The 15104-nt window shown below is 74.2% G+C and carries 13 protein-coding genes; 3 read left to right on the forward strand and 10 right to left on the reverse strand.

Annotation, left to right across the window (positions count from 1 at the left end; all coding sequences use genetic code 11):
• The first annotated feature begins 8 nt into the window (after nt 1-8).
• Nucleotides 9-1274, forward strand: coding sequence for a threonine synthase (gene thrC / locus Q5530_RS15180; protein ID WP_415362844.1), 1266 nt, complete (start codon nt 9-11; stop codon nt 1272-1274).
• Here thrC and Q5530_RS15185 read toward each other — a convergent pair.
• From Q5530_RS15185 to Q5530_RS15230, 10 genes are all read right to left on the reverse strand, one after another.
• Entirely contained in the window at nt 1201-4209 is a 3009-nt protein-coding gene (locus Q5530_RS15185) for a DNA internalization-related competence protein ComEC/Rec2 (protein ID WP_415362845.1), read from the reverse strand. The two genes, thrC and Q5530_RS15185, sit on opposite strands and share 74 nt — an antisense overlap.
• Nucleotides 4210-4940: 731 nt before the next feature.
• Nucleotides 4941-5672, reverse strand: coding sequence for a ComEA family DNA-binding protein (locus Q5530_RS15190; protein ID WP_415362847.1), 732 nt, complete (start codon nt 5670-5672; stop codon nt 4941-4943).
• Nucleotides 5673-5757: 85 nt separating this feature from the next.
• Complete coding sequence (locus tag Q5530_RS15195; protein WP_415362848.1) at nt 5758-6600, reverse strand: DegV family protein; 843 nt, start codon at nt 6598-6600, stop codon at nt 5758-5760.
• Between the two features lie 11 nt (nt 6601-6611).
• The gene (gene octT, locus Q5530_RS15200) at nt 6612-7343 is read right to left on the reverse strand and encodes a diglucosylglycerate octanoyltransferase (RefSeq protein WP_415362849.1); all 732 of its coding nucleotides are present in this window, start codon (nt 7341-7343) and stop codon (nt 6612-6614) included.
• A complete protein-coding gene (locus Q5530_RS15205) occupies nt 7340-7954 on the reverse strand; it encodes a histidine phosphatase family protein (RefSeq protein WP_380636749.1) in 615 nt (204 codons plus the stop codon). The genes octT and Q5530_RS15205 overlap by 4 nt, the downstream gene beginning before the upstream one ends.
• Complete coding sequence (rsfS, locus tag Q5530_RS15210; protein ID WP_380636752.1) at nt 7951-8337, reverse strand: ribosome silencing factor; 387 nt, start codon at nt 8335-8337, stop codon at nt 7951-7953. The genes Q5530_RS15205 and rsfS overlap by 4 nt, the downstream gene beginning before the upstream one ends.
• A 69-nt stretch (nt 8338-8406) precedes the next feature.
• A complete protein-coding gene (gene nadD / locus Q5530_RS15215; protein WP_380636754.1) occupies nt 8407-9000 on the reverse strand; it encodes a nicotinate-nucleotide adenylyltransferase in 594 nt (197 codons plus the stop codon).
• A gap of 109 nt (nt 9001-9109) precedes the next feature.
• The gene (locus tag Q5530_RS15220) at nt 9110-9331 is read right to left on the reverse strand and encodes a ferredoxin (RefSeq protein WP_415362850.1); all 222 of its coding nucleotides are present in this window, start codon (nt 9329-9331) and stop codon (nt 9110-9112) included.
• A 4-nt stretch (nt 9332-9335) separates the two neighbouring features.
• Nucleotides 9336-10520 carry a cytochrome P450 gene (locus tag Q5530_RS15225; RefSeq protein ID WP_415362851.1) on the reverse strand — a complete coding sequence of 395 codons (1185 nt, stop codon included), beginning with the start codon at nt 10518-10520 and terminating at the stop codon, nt 9336-9338.
• 230 nt (nt 10521-10750) lie between these two features.
• Entirely contained in the window at nt 10751-12016 is a 1266-nt protein-coding gene (locus Q5530_RS15230; RefSeq protein ID WP_380636761.1) for a glutamate-5-semialdehyde dehydrogenase, read from the reverse strand.
• An 89-nt stretch (nt 12017-12105) separates the two neighbouring features.
• Here Q5530_RS15230 and Q5530_RS15235 point away from each other — a divergent pair, with 89 nt between their 5' ends.
• The gene (locus tag Q5530_RS15235; protein ID WP_380636763.1) at nt 12106-14184 is read left to right on the forward strand and encodes a RecQ family ATP-dependent DNA helicase; all 2079 of its coding nucleotides are present in this window, start codon (nt 12106-12108) and stop codon (nt 14182-14184) included.
• 84 nt (nt 14185-14268) lie between these two features.
• Nucleotides 14269-14796 (forward strand): GNAT family N-acetyltransferase, encoded by a 528-nt coding sequence (locus tag Q5530_RS15240; protein WP_415362852.1) that lies wholly within the window; start codon nt 14269-14271, stop codon nt 14794-14796.
• Nucleotides 14797-15104 lie beyond the last annotated feature (308 nt).

Raw genomic sequence — 15104 nt, forward strand, 5'->3', positions numbered from 1 at the left:
ACCTCGCGATGACTGCTGTCAGTGCGCCCTCGGCGACCACCACCTCCTTCGACCTCGGTCCGGCTCGTGCCCTGTCCTGTCGGGAGTGCGGGCACGAGACGCCGCTCGCACCGGAATACGCCTGCCTGGAGTGTTTCGGGCCGCTGGAAGTGGCCTACGACTTCGGCCGGGTCCGCCGTGAGGACATCGAAGCCGGCCCCCGGTCGATCTGGCGCTACCGCGGCCTGCTCCCCGTGCCCTCCACGGTCGAGTCGCACCCCAACACCAACCCCGGCGGCACCCGCCTGGTGGAGGCCGACCGCCTCGCCAAGGCCCTGGGCGTCCGCAAGGTCTGGGTCAAGGACGACACCGGCAACCCCACCCACTCCTTCAAGGACCGCGTCGTCGGCGTCGCCCTCGCCGCGGCCCGCGAGCTGGGCTTCAAGGTCCTGGCCTGCCCGTCCACCGGCAACCTCGCCAACGCCGTCGCCGCCGCCGCGGCCCGCGCCGGCTGGCAGTCGGTGGTCCTGGTGCCCTCCACCCTGGAGCAGGCGAAGATCCTCATGACCGCCGTCTACGGCGGCAACCTGATCACCGTCGACGGCAACTACGACGACGTGAACCGGCTGGCCCAGGAACTGGCCGCCGAGCACGAGGACTGGGCGTTCGTCAACGTCAACGTCCGCCCCTACTACGCCGAGGGCTCCAAGACGCTGGGCTACGAGGTCGCCGAACAGCTCGGCTGGCGCCTGCCCGACCAGATCGTGGTGCCCATCGCGTCCGGCTCCCAGTTGACCAAGGTCGACAAAGCCTTCCGCGAGCTGGGCGAACTCGACCTGGTCGAGCAGACCCCGTACCGGGTGTTCGGCGCCCAGGCCACCGGCTGCTCCCCCGTCTCCGCCGCCTTCAAGGCCGGCCACGACGTGGTCTCCCCGGTGCGCCCGGACACCATCGCCCGCTCACTGGCGATCGGCGCCCCCGCCGACGGTCCCTACGTGCTGGACGCCGTGCGCCGCACCAACGGCGCGATCGAGGACGTCACCGACGAGGAGGTCATCGAGGGCATCCGGCTGCTGGCCCGCACCGAGGGCATCTTCGCGGAGACCGCCGGCGGCGTGACCGTCGCCACCGCGAAGAAGCTCATCGAGTCCGGACAGCTCGACCCGGACGGCGAAACCGTCCTGCTCATCACCGGCGACGGCCTCAAGACCCTCGACGCCCTCAGCGACCGCATCGGCCCCCGGGCGAACGTGCCGCCGTCGGCGGAGGCCGTGCTGAAGGCCCTCCAGAACTGACACCGCCACCCGGACCACCGGACACATCGGAGCCACAAGCCGTACCGGCGCCACCGGCCGCTCCGGAGCCACCGGCAACACCGGAGGCATCGGCCGAGCCGGAGCCACCAACCGGGCCGGGTTCGGTGCCCACCGAACCCGGTGCGGTGCCCACCAAACCCGGTGCGGCGGTCACAGCGCGACCCCCGAGGTGCGCAGCCAACCCGTGCGCGGGAAGGCGGCCAGCTCGGGGAGCACGCGCGGCTCCACCGGTTCGGTGACCACGCGCCACGCGGTCAGCAGCTGCGGCCACGGCCGTTTCGCCTTTTCCTGGTTGTAGCGCTCGGCGTGCCACTCCTCCGGCGGTATCGCGAGGTCGTCGTCGAACAGGGTGTCGGCGACCAGGCGGTACGCGGCGTCGGCGGAAGCCACCTCGGCCGTGTGCACCACCCCGGTGGCGGTGGCCCGCGCGACGATGCCGCGTTCCCCGCCGAGCCGGTCCTCGCACACGTAGTAGGTGAAGCTCGCCCGCAGTTCGTCGCGCGGCCAGGGCCGAGCGGTGTAGCCCGGCTGCCACAACGCCCACCCCAGGGCCCGGTGGTCGCCGGGCCGCTGCCACCCCGCGTTGAGCCTGATCCACCTGTCGTTCCTCATCTTCGTTCCCCTTCGCCTCGTCGAGCGGACCGCCCCGGCGGACGATCCGCGGCCCTTCCGGGCCGGTGAGGACGGCGGTGTCGCCGTCCCGGTCGGTGCGCAGCACCAGCGCGCCCTGCTTCACCAGCGCGTCGACCACCACCCCGCTGGGGTGGCCGTAGCGGTTGCCCGCGCCGACGCTCACCAGCGCGATCCGCGGCCGCACGGCCGCGAGGAACGCCGGTGACGAGTACCGCGACCCGTGGTGCGGCACCTTGAGCACGTCGGCCCGCAGGTCGACGTGCCCGTCGAGCAGGTCGGCCTGTCCGGCCAGCTCGACGTCGCCGGTCAACAACACCCGCCCGGCCGCGGTCGATGCCCGCAGCACCAGCGACGCGTCGTTGACCGCCGTGTTCGTCTCACCCACCGGGCCCGCACGCGGACCCAGCACGTCGAGTCCCAGCCCCGGCCAACCCAACCGCTGCCCGGCACTCAGCTCGACCACGCGGACCCCTGCCGCCCGCGCCCGTTCGCGCACCTCCTCCCACGCCCACCCCGGCCGGCGCGCGGGCCCCACGGCCACCGCGCCCACCTCTCGTTCCGCCAGCACGGCGGCCAGTCCGCCGACGTGGTCGGCGTGCAGGTGGCTCAGCACCACCAGCGGGATGCGCCGCACCCCCAACCGCCGCAGGCACGACAGCACCGGCACCGGGTCGGGCCCGGTGTCGACCAGCACCGCCCGGTCGCGCTCGGCGGTGGCCAGGACGACCGCGTCCCCCTGACCCACGTCGCACGCCACCACCGACCAGCCCTGGACGGGCCAGCGCGGCGAGACCACCTCCAGCGGCACGAGGACCACCACCGCCCCGGCCGCCGCGGCCACGACCAGCACCCGCAACCGCCGCAGCCGGAGAACCACCCAGCCGAGCACCAGCACCCCGGCCAGCAGCACCCCGCCGAGCCAGCCCTCGGGCCACCCGACCGCCGCACCCGGCACCGCCGCCGCGTGCCGCCCCACGGTGATCAGCCAGCTCACCGCCGGTCCGGCCACCTCGACGACCAGGCGCGCCACCGGCTCGTGGACCGGTGCCAGCACCGCGGCCGACACACCGAGCACCGTGGCCGGCGCCACCACCGGCCCGACCAGCAGGTTCGCCACCACCGCGACCAAGCTGACCTGCCCCGAGATGCCCGCGACCAGTGGTGCGGTCGCCAGGTTCGCGGCCACCGGCACCGCCAGCGCCTCCGCGAGCCCGACCGGCACACCGCGTTCCCTCATCGCGGCGGACCACCTCGGCGCGAGCAGCACCAGTGCCGCGGTGGCCACCACCGACAGGCCGAACCCCGAGTCGGTGGCCAATTCCGGGTCGTAGAGGACCAGGACCACCACCGCGGCCGCGAGCGCCGGCACCGCCGACCGCTCCCGTCCCAGCACCAGCGCGAGCAACGCCACCGCACCCATCACCGCGGCCCGCAGCACGCTCGGCTCCGGCCCGGCGAGCACGACGAACCCGACCAGCGCGGCCATCGCACCCGCCGCGCACCCGCGAGGACCGAGGCGGAACAGCCGCAGCACCAACAGCACCGCGCCGCACAGGATCGCCAGGTTCGCCCCGCTGACCGCCAGGACGTGGGCGAGCCCCGCGGTGCGGAACTCCTCCACCACCCTGGGCGCGAGGCGCGAGGTGTCACCGACCACCAGGGCCGGCAGCAGCCCGGCGGGTTCCGGGTCGAGAGCGGTGCTCGCGTCCCGGAGTCCGGCCCGCAGGTCCTCGGCCACCCGCTGCCACACCGGTGCCTCGGTCTCCACGCGCGGCGGTCCGCGGACCCGGAGGACGGCGACCGTCAGCTCACCGCCCCGGGGTGGGGCGAGCGTGCCCTTCGCCTCGACCCGCCGGCCCGGCAGCAGCTCCAACCACCCGGTGGCCGGGGCCAGGACCACCACCCGGCCGCCGTCGTCGAGGGTCGCGCGGACCAGGACCAGGTCGACACCGCCCGCTCGTGACCCGAAGCCGCTGGTGCGCAAGCCGTGCGGTCGGCTGTCGAGTTCGAGGTGGAGGGTGGTGGGCATCCCTCGTTCGGCGGCGGCGCGCAGCGGGTGGTGGGCCGACGCGTGGGCTTGGGCGCCGATCCAGCACGCCGCCACCGGTCCCGCGACCGCGATGGCGACCGCCGCCGGGCGCCAGGGCCGCAGCGCCAGGCCACCGATGAGCGTCAGGGTCAGGCCGACCACGGGAGCGGCCCACCAGGTCCACAGGAGACCGGCGAGGGCGGTGGCCCAGACGGTGAGGGCGGCCGGGACGAGATGCGCGCGGGGGTTCACGACCACACCCACCCGAGGCTGGTGACCGCGAGGCGTGGGCGGTGGTTGCCGGTGGGGCGGTGCTCGTCGGTGAGGCGGTCACCGAACGTGCGGCGGGGCAAGCGGTCGAGCAGTCGTCGCAGCCGGCGGCGGAGGTGGTGGTGGGAGGCGATGGTCAGGAGGAGGCGGTGCGGAGCCGGGGTGGAGCGGACCGGGTGGGCTGGACGGGCGGGGCGGACGGGCCGGGCGGGGCGGAGGACGAGGTGGTCGAGCGTTTGACGGAGGCGGGCGTGCAGGCGGGGGCAGGGGCGGCTGCCCGTGGTGGGGGTTCGGCGGGTCCCCGGTTGGTGGTTGGTTGATCGGCGGGTGGTCGAGCGGTCGTGAGCCGGGTCGTGGGTGGTCGGGTGGGCAGCCGGGTCGTGGGCGGCGTCGTGGGTGGCCGGGTCGTGGGCGGCGTCATGGGCAGTCGGCTCGTGGATGGCCGGGTGGACGGTGGGGCCAGGGGCGGTTGGGCGACGGGCAGTGGGGCGGCGGGCGGCCAGGCGGCGGGTGGGCGGTTCGGGTGCGCGGCGGTCGACGTCCCAGGTGGACGCGCGGCACCTGGGGAACTTCGAGCAGGTGGCGGTTTCCGGTGTGGGCGCCTTGAACCGGGCGCGGGCGGTCGCGGCGGAGGTGGGTTTGTTCGGACAGGGACAGGCGGGGCTCATCAGAGGGCTCCTGGTGGTCGTGAGGGGTTGAGTGGTCGTGAAGGGCTAGAGGCGGACCAGCTCGCCGAGCTTGGCCAACTTCGCGTCGCCGATGCCCTCGATCTCGCCCAGCTGTTCGAGCGAGGTGAACGGGCCCTGCTTCTGGCGGCGGTCGACGATGCGCTGGGCGGTCACCGGGCCGACCCCGGGCAGGGTGTCGAGCTGTTCCTTCGTCGCGGCGTTGAGGTTCAGCGGTTGGCTCGCCGCGTCGGCCGGCTGCGGCACGGGAACGCCCACGGCGATCTGCTCGCCGTCGGTGACCCTGCGGGCCAGGTTGAGCGCGGTCAGGTCGGCGCCCGGGTTGGGGCCGCCTGCGGCGCGCACGGCATCGGCCACCCTGGCGCCGCTGGGCACCGTCACCAGGCCCGGTGTCGGCACCTGGCCGACGACGTTGACGACGAGCTGCTGCTCGGCCTGCGCGACGGCGGCGGGTTCGGCCACCCTGAGGTCGGGCGGGCTCTCGGGCACCGGCCGCTGCCACCACAGGGCCAGGGCGACCGCGAGCCCCACGCCCACCATGACGCTCGCGAACAGGACCGTGCGGCGGCGCGGGAGGGCCGGTTCGGGCAGCCAGCGGCGCAGCAGGCGCCCGAGCTTGCCGGGTGGCTGCGCGCCCTCGCCCTCGGTCTGGACGAAGACCAGCTTCTCGTCGGCCTCGGCCGCTCGGTGCCTGCCCCGTTCCTGGGAGATCAGCGCTCGCAGGCGGGCTTTCGTGGTTTCCGGGTTCGTGTCGAACATGTGATCGACGCTAGGCCGGTTGGAGCAGTCGCGGGAGGGGCGATCCGGGATCTGTGGACAACTTCCCGGTGATGGATAAAGCGGGCTAGGAAACCCCGCCCGGCAGCACCACGACACCCAGCACCCCGGGACCCGTGTGCGCCCCGATCACGGCTCCCACCTCGGAGATCAGGCAGCCGGTCGAGCCGGGGACGCGCTCGTCGAGCAGCGTCGCGAGTTCCGCGGCGCGCTGCGGGGCGGCCAGGTGGTGGACGGCCAGCCCGACCCGACCGGGACCGGCCGCCGTCGCGGCCAGGTCGACCAGGCGGCCGATCGCGCGCCCCATCGTGCGGACCTTCTCCAACGGCACGATGCGGCCGTCGTCGACGTGCAGCAGGGGCTTGACCGCCAGGGCCGTGCCGAGCAGGGCAGCCGTGGGGCTGATGCGCCCGCCCCGCCGCAGGTGGTCCAGGGTTTCCACGCAGAAGAACATCTTGACGCGCGCCGCCGCGTCGGCCGCCGCCCGCTCGGCGTCCGCACCGTCCTCGGCCGCGGCGCAGGCGGCCAGCACGGCGAAGCCCAGCCCCATGCCCGTGGCGCGCGAGTCGACCACCCTGATCCGGGTCGGGTCGACCTCCTCGGCGGCCAGCCGCGCGGCCTCCCACGTGCCCGACAGCTCCCGGGACAGGTGCACCGACACGATGGACCCGGCGCCCTCGTCGAGCGCCGACCGGTACACCTCGGCCAGCTCCCCCGGCGTGGGCCGGGACGTGGTCACCCGGCGGTGCTCCCCCAGCGCCGCGGCCAGCTCCGCCGGACCGAAGTCCACCACGTCCAGCCTGCCGCGACCGTCCACCGCCACGTGCAGCGGGACGACCCGGATGCCGTGCCGCTCGGCGAACCCCTCGGGCAGGTACGCCGTGGAGTCGGTGACGATCGTGGTGGACACGAGTGCCGAGACTACGGCTCCGCCCCTCCCGGGTGACCGACCGCCACGGTGCGGACCAGTTCGGCCATCGCGGCGCCGACCAGCTCGTGCGCCTCCCAGCCCCAGTGCATCCCGTCCGGGTTGCCGAGCCGTGACCGCACGTGCCCGCCCACCAGCGCGGGCACGTCCAGCAGCGGCACGCCGACCCGCTCGGCCCACCCGCGCACCGCGCGCTCCGCCGCCTCGCGCCCGGTGTGCACCCCGCCGTACGCCGGGGACCGGTGCACCGACGGCGTCATGCCCACCACCCGGATCCCCGGTTCGAGGGCGTGCACCGCGCGCACCGAGTCGTCCAGGTACCGCACGGTCAGGTGCGGCGGCAACGCCACCGGGCGCCCGCGCGACAGCCTCGACAGCGCCGGTTGGAGCGCCAGGTACGCCGCCCGCGCCCGCCGCCGCACCCGGTCCGGCCGCAGGTAGCGCAGCCCCTGCCGCCAGAACGTGGGCAGCGGCGAGGGCAGCGTGTCCATGTGCCCCACGGCCAGCACCAGCACGTCCGTGCGCGGCAGCAGCGACCACACCCTCGGGTCGCCGGTCAGCGACCACCAGGCGTCCCGGGCCGTCCAGCCGAACCCCGCCGCCAGCTCCGCGTGCCCGCCCAGGGCCGCCGCGCAGACGTTCGGCCACAACCGCGGGTGGTCCGCGGGCAGCGGCCCCTCCGGGCCGTGGAACGTCAGCGAGTCGCCGAGGACGAGCAGTCTCACCTGGTGGTTCCGGCGTTGTACGACGACAGCCGCCACCGGCCGTCACCGCCCGGACGCCGCGCGAACACCGTCCAGTGGCAGTTGCCGATGCCGCCGAGCAGACCCCAGCGGTCCACCGGCAGCTCCAGCAACCGCCCGGTCAACGCGCTGATCAGCCCGCCGTGCGCGCACAGCATGACCGTCCCGGAGAACTCCCGGTCCACCTCGTCGACCACGGCGAGGGCGCGCTCGGAGACCTCCACGCGCGTCTCGCCCTCGGGCGGCGACAGGGTGCCGTCGCCGCGCCACAGCTCCAGCATCCCGGGCCACTCCACCTCGATCTCCGTGGTGGTGAGGCCCTGCCACTTGCCCAGGTGCGTCTCGCGCAACCGCTCGTCGATCCGCAGCGGGACCCCCGTCGCCTCGGTGAACACCGACGCGGTGTCCCGCGCGCGGTGCAGGTCCGAGGCGACCACCAGCTCGGGCGCGAACCCGGCGAGCACCGGCACCGCGAACCGAGCCTGGTTCCACCCGGTCTCGGTCAACGCCGAGTCCAGGTGGCCCTGCATCCGGCTGGTCGCGTTGTAGTCGGTCTCACCGTGCCGCCACAGCACGAGCCGGGTGAGGGTCATGCGTCGGCGACCTCGTCGGTCACGGGCCCGGCGTCGAACTCGATGCGCGGGCAGTCCTTCCACAGCCGCTCCAGGCCGTAGAAGCTCCGCTCCTCCACGTGCTGGACGTGCACCACGACGTCCACGAAGTCCAGCAGGACCCAGCGGCCCTCGCGCGCGCCCTCACGGCGGACCGGCTTGCGACCGGCCTCGCGCAGCTTCTCCTCGACGTTGTCCACGATCGCGCCGACCTGCCGCTCGTTGGGCGCGGAGGCGATCACGAACGCGTCGGTGATCACCAGCTGGTCGGACACGTCGAGCACGATCACGTCGTGCGCCTTCTTGTCGGCCGCCGCGTTCGCGGCGACCAGCGCCAACCGTCGTGCCTCGTCCGTGGCTGCCACTTCTCTCCTCATCGCCTCGGCGGGCGCCGATAGGCCCGCACGAGTTACCGAGGGTACCGGCGCCCGGTATCAGTCCGGCACCGAGTAGAGCCGGCGCTTCGATATGTACTGGACCACGCCGTCGGGCACCAGGTACCACACCGGCAGGCCGGCGGCCGTGCGGGCGCGCACGTCGGTGGACGAGATGGCCAGCGCGGGCACCTCGACCAGGGACACCGCGCCGGGCGGCAGGTGGGTGTCGTCCAGCTCGTACCCGGGCCGCGTGACGCCGATGAAGTGCGCCAGGTCGAACACGTCGTCCGCGCGCCGCCAGGACAGGATCTGCTCCAGCGCGTCCGCGCCGGTGATGAAGAACAGGTCCGCGCCGGGGTGCGCGGCGCCGAGGTCGCTGAGCGTGTCGACGGTGTAGGTGGGCCCGTCCCGGTCGATGTCGACCCTGGACACCGAGAAGCGGGGGTTGGACGCCGTGGCGACGACCGTCATCAGGTAGCGGTCCTCGGCCGCGCTGACCTGGCGTTCGACCTTCTGCCAGGGCTGCCCGGTGGGCACGAAGACGACCTCGTCGAGGTCGAAGCGGGCCTGGACCTCGCTGGCCGCGACGAGGTGGCCGTGGTGCACCGGGTCGAAGGTGCCACCCATGACGCCGATCCGGCGGTTGGACATGGGAGGTGAGCCTAGTTCGGTTGGCGCGCGGGCGGCCGGTGGCGTCCCGGGGAGTGGACCGCGTCCGCGGGTCGCCGTGACGCGATCGGCGCGGTCCTCCGGCGGTCGGCTACTCCTGCGGGGCGAGCACCGTGCCGTCGGCGTCGCGCACCAGGATCGCCTCCACCGGGCACGACTCGGCCGCGTCCACGACCGCGTCGGCGGGCTCGACGGAGGGGTTGACCGGGGTCGCGGTGCCGTCTTCGAGCCGGAAGTGGTCCGGCGCGATGGACGAGCACATGCCCGTGCCCATGCACCTGCTCCGGTCGACCGCCACGGTCCAGCGCGTCACGGGCTCACCACCTGACCGGGAGGGCCTGCGGGCCCCGGATCAGCCTGCCCTTCTTGAACGCGACGTCACCGTCCAGCCGGAGCGACGGGAACCTCTTGAGCAGGGTGCCGATGGCCACCTGGAGCTCCATCCGGGCCAGGGACGCGCCGACGCAGTGGTGCGCGCCGTGGCCGAACGTGAGGTGCGGGTTGTGCTCGCGGTGGAAGTCCACCTCGTCCGGGCGGTCGAACACCGACGGGTCGCGGTTGGCCGCGAGGTTGTTGACGAACACCGCCTCGCCGGCGGCGATCCTCACGCCGGACAGCTCCACGTCGGCCGTGGCGATCCGGGGGAAGCCCGCCGAGCTGCCCAGCGGGGTGAACCGCAGCAGCTCCTCCACCGCGGCGGGCACCAGCGACGGGTCGTCGCGCAGCTCCGCGAGCCGGTCGGGAGCGCGCAGCAGCAGGTAGGTGAAGTTGCCGATCTGGTTGGCCGTGGTCTCGTGGCCCGCGACCAGCAGCGCCACCCCGAACGACACCAGCTCCCGCTCGGTGAGCCGGTCCTCGTCGTCGTGCGCCGCGACCAGTTCGGACAGCACGTCGTCGGCGGGGTCGGCGCGCTTGGCCACGACCAGCCCGGCGATGTAGTCGCGCAGCGCGTCGTTCGCCGCGACGATCTCCTCGGGCCGGAACGCGGTGATCGCCATGGCGGCGTCCGACCAGGCCCGGAACCGCCCTCGGTCCTCGAACGGCACGCCCAGCATCTCGCAGATGATCGTGATGGGCAGCGGCATCGCCAGCGCCTCGACGAGGTCGGCGGGCGGGCCCTGCTGCTCCACCGCGTCCAGCAGGCCGTCCACGACCTCCTGGGCGCGTTCGCGCAGCCGCTCGGTGCGGCGCAGCGTGAACCCCTTGGCCACCAGCTTGCGCAGCCGCGTGTGGTCCGGCGGGTCCATGCTGAGGATGTTCGCCTCGGTCGGCATGTCCGGCAGCGAGCGCGGCACGTCCGCGCCCGGCGCCAGCACCGCGGCGCGGCTGAACGCCGGGTCGGCGAGCACCGTCTTGACGTCCTCGTACCGGGTCGCCAGCCACGCCTCGCCGCCGAAGGGCAGGCGCACCCTGGCCACCGGCTCGTCGCGCTGGAGCTCCAGCAGCCCGGGGTCGAGCACCAGGTCGTCGGGTTCGGTGAACGGGTAGGACCTGCTCTCCATCGGCACCCCCGCGCAAGCATCCGCTTACACCCGACAGTAGGGAGACAGTTACTGACCGTCAACCGCTTTCGGTGCGCTCCAGCAGGACGGAGGACGCCCTGGGCCGCGATGTGGGTGAGGTCCCGCGCGCAGCTCCGCGTCCTCGGCCCCGATGAGGGACACCAGGGTGCGCGTACTCCCTCCCCGCTGCCGCCGGACCGCCCTGGTCGCGGCGACGTCCCGGGGTCAGCTCACGACGTCGGCCGGACCTGTCCCTCGCCCCAGACGACCCACTTGGTCGAGGTCAGCTCGGCCAGGCCCATGGGACCGCGCGCGTGCAGCTTCTGGGTGGAGATGCCGATCTCCGCGCCCATGCCGAACTCGCCGCCGTCGGTGAACCCGGTGGAGGCGTTGACCACGACCGCCGCGGCGTCGACCCGGGTGGTGAAGCGGCGGGCCGCGTTGAGGTCGCTGGTCACGATGGCCTCGGTGTGGCCGGAGCCGTGCGCGGCGATGTGCTCCACGGCCTCGTCGAGCGAGTCGACCACGCGCGCGGCGATGTCCAGCGACAGGTACTCGGTGCCCCAGTCCTCGTCGGTGGCGGCCACCACGCGCTGGTCGCGGGCGAACCGCTCGTCGCCGTGCACCACGACGTCCCTGGCCAGCAGCGCCTGGGTGATGCGGGGCACGAACTCGTCCGCGACGGCGGCGTGCACCAGCAGCGACTCGGCCGCGTTGCACACGCTGGGGCGGCGGATCTTGGAGTTGAGCACGATGCGCTCGGCCATGTCGAGGTCGGCGGAGGCGTCCACGTACACGTGCACGTTGCCCACGCCGGTCTCGATGGCGGGCACGGTGGCCTGCTGCACGACCGCGTTGATCAGGCCCGCGCCGCCGCGCGGGATGACCAGGTCCACCAGGCCGCGCGCGGTGATCAGGTGGGTGACCGACGCGCGGTCGTGGCACGGCAGCAGCTGCACGGCGTCCGCGGGCAGGCCGGCCGCCTCCAGGGCGTCGCGCAGGATCGCGACCAGCGCGGTGTTGGAGTGCTCCGCGGTCGACGAGCCGCGCAGCAGCGCCGCGTTGCCGGACTTCAGCGCCAGGCCGGCGGCGTCCACGGTGACGTTCGGCCGGGCCTCGTAGACCATGCCGACCACGCCCATCGGGACGCGGACCTGCCGCAGCTCCAGGCCGTTGGGCAGGATCGAGCCGCGCAGCACCTCGCCCACCGGGTCAGCCAGGCCGGCCACCGTCTCCAGGCCGGCGGCCACGCCCCCGACGCGCGCCTCGGTGAGCGCCAGGCGGTCCAGCAGGCCCTGGTTCAGGCCGGCCGCGCGGCCCGCTTCGAGGTCCTTGGCGTTGGCCTCCAGCACCTCGGCGCACCGGGTGCGCAGCGCGGCGGCCATCTCGTGCAGGGCGGCGTCCTTGCGCTCGCGGGTGGCGAGGGCCAGCTCGTTGGCGGCGACACGGGCGCGCCGGGCCGCGGCGTGCACCTGTTCGCGCAGGTCGTCAATCACGCGGCTCAGCCTACGGTCACCCGGACGTGGCTGTCTTCGAGGTTCTCGCGGATCGGAACTGTCGGGGACGTCTGCCAAGGTGTTCGACCATGGACGACGGTGCGCTCCGCGAACTGGCCGAAGAACGCCTGAGGGCCCTGGCCGGCCCCTCCGCCGTGCTGCGCGACGACCAGTGGACGGCGATCCACGCGCTCGTGGCCGACCGGCGGCGGGCGCTGGTGGTGCAGCGGACCGGGTGGGGCAAGTCCGCGGTGTACTTCATCGCCACGGCGCTGCTGCGGTCCCTGGGCGAGGGGCCGACGGTGATCGTGTCGCCGCTGCTGGCGCTGATGCGCAACCAGGTCGAGGCGGCGGCGCGGGCGGGCGTGCACGCGGCGACGATCAACTCCGCCAACACCGACGAGTGGCAGGACGTGCAGGACCGGGTGGCGGCCGGCGAGGTCGACGTGCTGCTGGTGTCGCCCGAACGGCTGAACAACCCGGACTTCCGGGACTCGGTGCTGCCCTCGTTGACCGCGTCGGCGGGGCTGCTGGTGGTGGACGAGGCGCACTGCATCTCCGACTGGGGCCACGACTTCCGGCCGGACTACCGGCGGCTGCGGACGCTGCTGACCGAGCTGCCCGCCGGGGTGCCGGTGCTCGCCACCACGGCCACGGCGAACGACCGGGTGGTGCGGGACGTGACCGAGCAGCTGGGGCTCGGCGCGGACGCCGACGCGCTGGTGCTGCGCGGACCGCTGGACCGCGAGAGCCTGCGGCTGTCGGTGGTGCGGCTGCCGACCGCCGAGGCCCGGCTGGGGTGGCTGGCCGAGCGGTTGGGCGAGCTGCCCGGCTCGGGGATCGTCTACGCGCTGACCGTGGCGGCGGCGGACGACGTGGCGGCGTTCCTGCGCTCGCGCGGGTACGAGGTGGTGGCGTACTCGGGGCGCACCGACCCGGCGGAGCGGCAGCGGGCCGAGGCGGACCTGCTGGCCAACCGGGTCAAGGCGCTGGTGGCGACCTCGGCGCTGGGCATGGGCTTCGACAAGCCGGACCTGGGGTTCGTGGTGCACCTCGGCGCGCCCGCCTCCCCCATCGCCTACTACCAGCAGATCGGCCGGGCGGGGCGCGGCGTGGAGCGGGCCGAGGTGCTGTTGCTGCCCGGCCCGGAGGACCGGGACATCTGGGCGTACTTCGCCTCGCTCGCCTTCCCACCCGAACGAGTGGTGCGGCAGGTGCTCGACGCACTCTCACCGGATCGAGCGATGTCAACAGCCGCCCTGGAGCCCATAGTGGAATTGTCGCGCACCCGCCTCGAAGTCGTGCTGAAGGTGCTGGACGTGGACGGGGCGGTGCGGCGGGTTCGCGGCGGGTGGGTGTCGACGGGGCGGCCGTGGACCTACGACGCCGAGCGGTACGGGCGGATCGAGGCGGCCCGGCAGGTCGAGCAGCGGGCGGTGCTCGACTACCTGGCCACCGACGGCTGCCGCATGGAGTTCCTGTTGCGGCAGCTGGACGACCCGCACGCGGCGCCGTGCGGGCGGTGCGACAACTGCACGGGTGTGCGGCCCTCGGCGGAGGTGTCGGACACGGCGGCCTCGGCGGCGCGGGAGCGGTTGTTGCGCCCGGGTCTGGAGGTCGAGCCGCGCAAGATGTGGCCCACGGGGATGGCGGCGGCCGGGGTGGCGCTGTCCGGGAAGATCCCGGCGGGCGAGGCGGCGACGACGGGCCGGGCGCTGGGGCGGTTGACCGACATCGGCTGGGGCAACCGGTTGCGGTCGCTGTTCGCCGAGGCGGACCGGGAGATCCCGGACGACGTGTTCGCCGCGTGCGTGAAGGTGCTGGCCGCGTGGGGTTGGGCCGAGCGGCCGGTGGGTGTGGTGACGGTGGGGTCGCGGGCGAAGCCGGAGCTGGTGGGCAGCTTCGGGCGGCGGATCTCGTCGGTGGGGCGGTTGCCGCTGCTGGGGCAGGTGTGGCTGGGCGAGTCGACGCACCGGGCCAACAGCGCGCAGCGGTTGGCGGGGCTGGTGCGGGAGGTGAGCGGACCCGATCTGTCCGGTGTGGACGGACCGGTGCTGTTGGTGGACGACCGGGTCGACACCGGCTGGACGATGACGGTGGCGGCGCGGGAGCTGCGGCGGGCGGGCGCGACGGCGGTGCTGCCGTTCGCCCTGGCGGTGACGGCGTGAGATCGACGGCGGGGAGACCGACCCCCGACGGGCGGTGTGGCGGACAGGAGCAGGGGGTGGGCCGGTGGTGACGGGGTGAGGTTGATGGCGGAACGAGTGCTGCTGCGGCCGTTCGCGGCGACTGACGCGCCGGCGGTCGCCGCGTACCGGTCCGATCCGCACGTGGCCCGCTACCAGGGGTGGGACGTGCCGTTCTCCCTGGTGCAGGCCGAGGAGTTCGTGCGGGAGGTCGCGGGTCTCGACCCGGCCGAGCCGGGGTGGTTCCAGTTCGCCGTCGAGGTGAGCGGGAAGCTGGTCGGCGACGTCGGGGTGAACCTGCACCACAACCGGATGCAGGCGGAGATCGGCTACACGTTGGCGGCCGCGCACCAAGGGCTCGGGTACGCGACGGAAGCCGTGCGGCGACTGCTGGAGCACCTGTTCGACGAGCGCGGGCTGCACCGGGTGGCCGCCGAGTGCGACGCGCGCAACGGGCCGTCCGCCCGGCTGCTGACCCGGCTCGGGTTCCGCCAGGAGGGGCACCGGGTGCGGAGCACGTGGGCGAAGGGCGAGTGGACCGACGACCTGCTGTTCGGGTTGCTGGCCGAGGAGTGGAGGGAGCACATGATCTGACCGCGTGACCGCGTGACCGCGTGACCGCGTGACCGGTGGCGGGTGGCGGGTGGGATCGGTGGCGGTCGGGATCGGGGCGAGCCGGCACGGCGGCGCCGGTGCCAGCGCCAGCGCCGGTGCTGGTACGGGTGCGGGTGCTGGTGCTGGTGCTGGTGCTGGTGCTGGTGCCACGATTCGGGCTGATCGGTCCGGGCTGATCTGATCAGTCGGGACATGGGCACCACCCGGATGCTGGTGCGCCCCGGAACCGACGGGGGCCTGGCAGGGCTTGCCGGCTTGCCAGGGCCCAGGGTCTGCCGGGGCCTATG

The sequence above is a fragment of the Saccharothrix sp. BKS2 genome, from assembly GCF_047689505.1.
Classification (GTDB): domain Bacteria; phylum Actinomycetota; class Actinomycetes; order Mycobacteriales; family Pseudonocardiaceae; genus Actinosynnema; species Actinosynnema lopnurensis.

Bases quoted from the DNA above. Each gene is read 5' to 3' on its own strand.
- thrC (WP_415362844.1), top strand. From the start codon at position 9: ATGACTGCTGTCAGTGCGCCCTCGGCGACCACCACCTCCTTCGACCTC.
- Q5530_RS15190 (WP_415362847.1), bottom strand. From the start codon at position 5,672: ATGTTCGACACGAACCCGGAAACCACGAAAGCCCGCCTGCGAGCGCTG.
- Q5530_RS15205 (WP_380636749.1), bottom strand. From the start codon at position 7,954: ATGACCCTCACCCGGCTCGTGCTGTGGCGGCACGGTGAGACCGACTAC.
- nadD (WP_380636754.1), bottom strand. From the start codon at position 9,000: ATGTCCAACCGCCGGATCGGCGTCATGGGTGGCACCTTCGACCCGGTG.
- Q5530_RS15225 (WP_415362851.1), bottom strand. From the start codon at position 10,520: ATGGAGAGCAGGTCCTACCCGTTCACCGAACCCGACGACCTGGTGCTC.
- Q5530_RS15235 (WP_380636763.1), top strand. From the start codon at position 12,106: ATGGACGACGGTGCGCTCCGCGAACTGGCCGAAGAACGCCTGAGGGCC.
- Q5530_RS15240 (WP_415362852.1), top strand. From the start codon at position 14,269: ATGGCGGAACGAGTGCTGCTGCGGCCGTTCGCGGCGACTGACGCGCCG.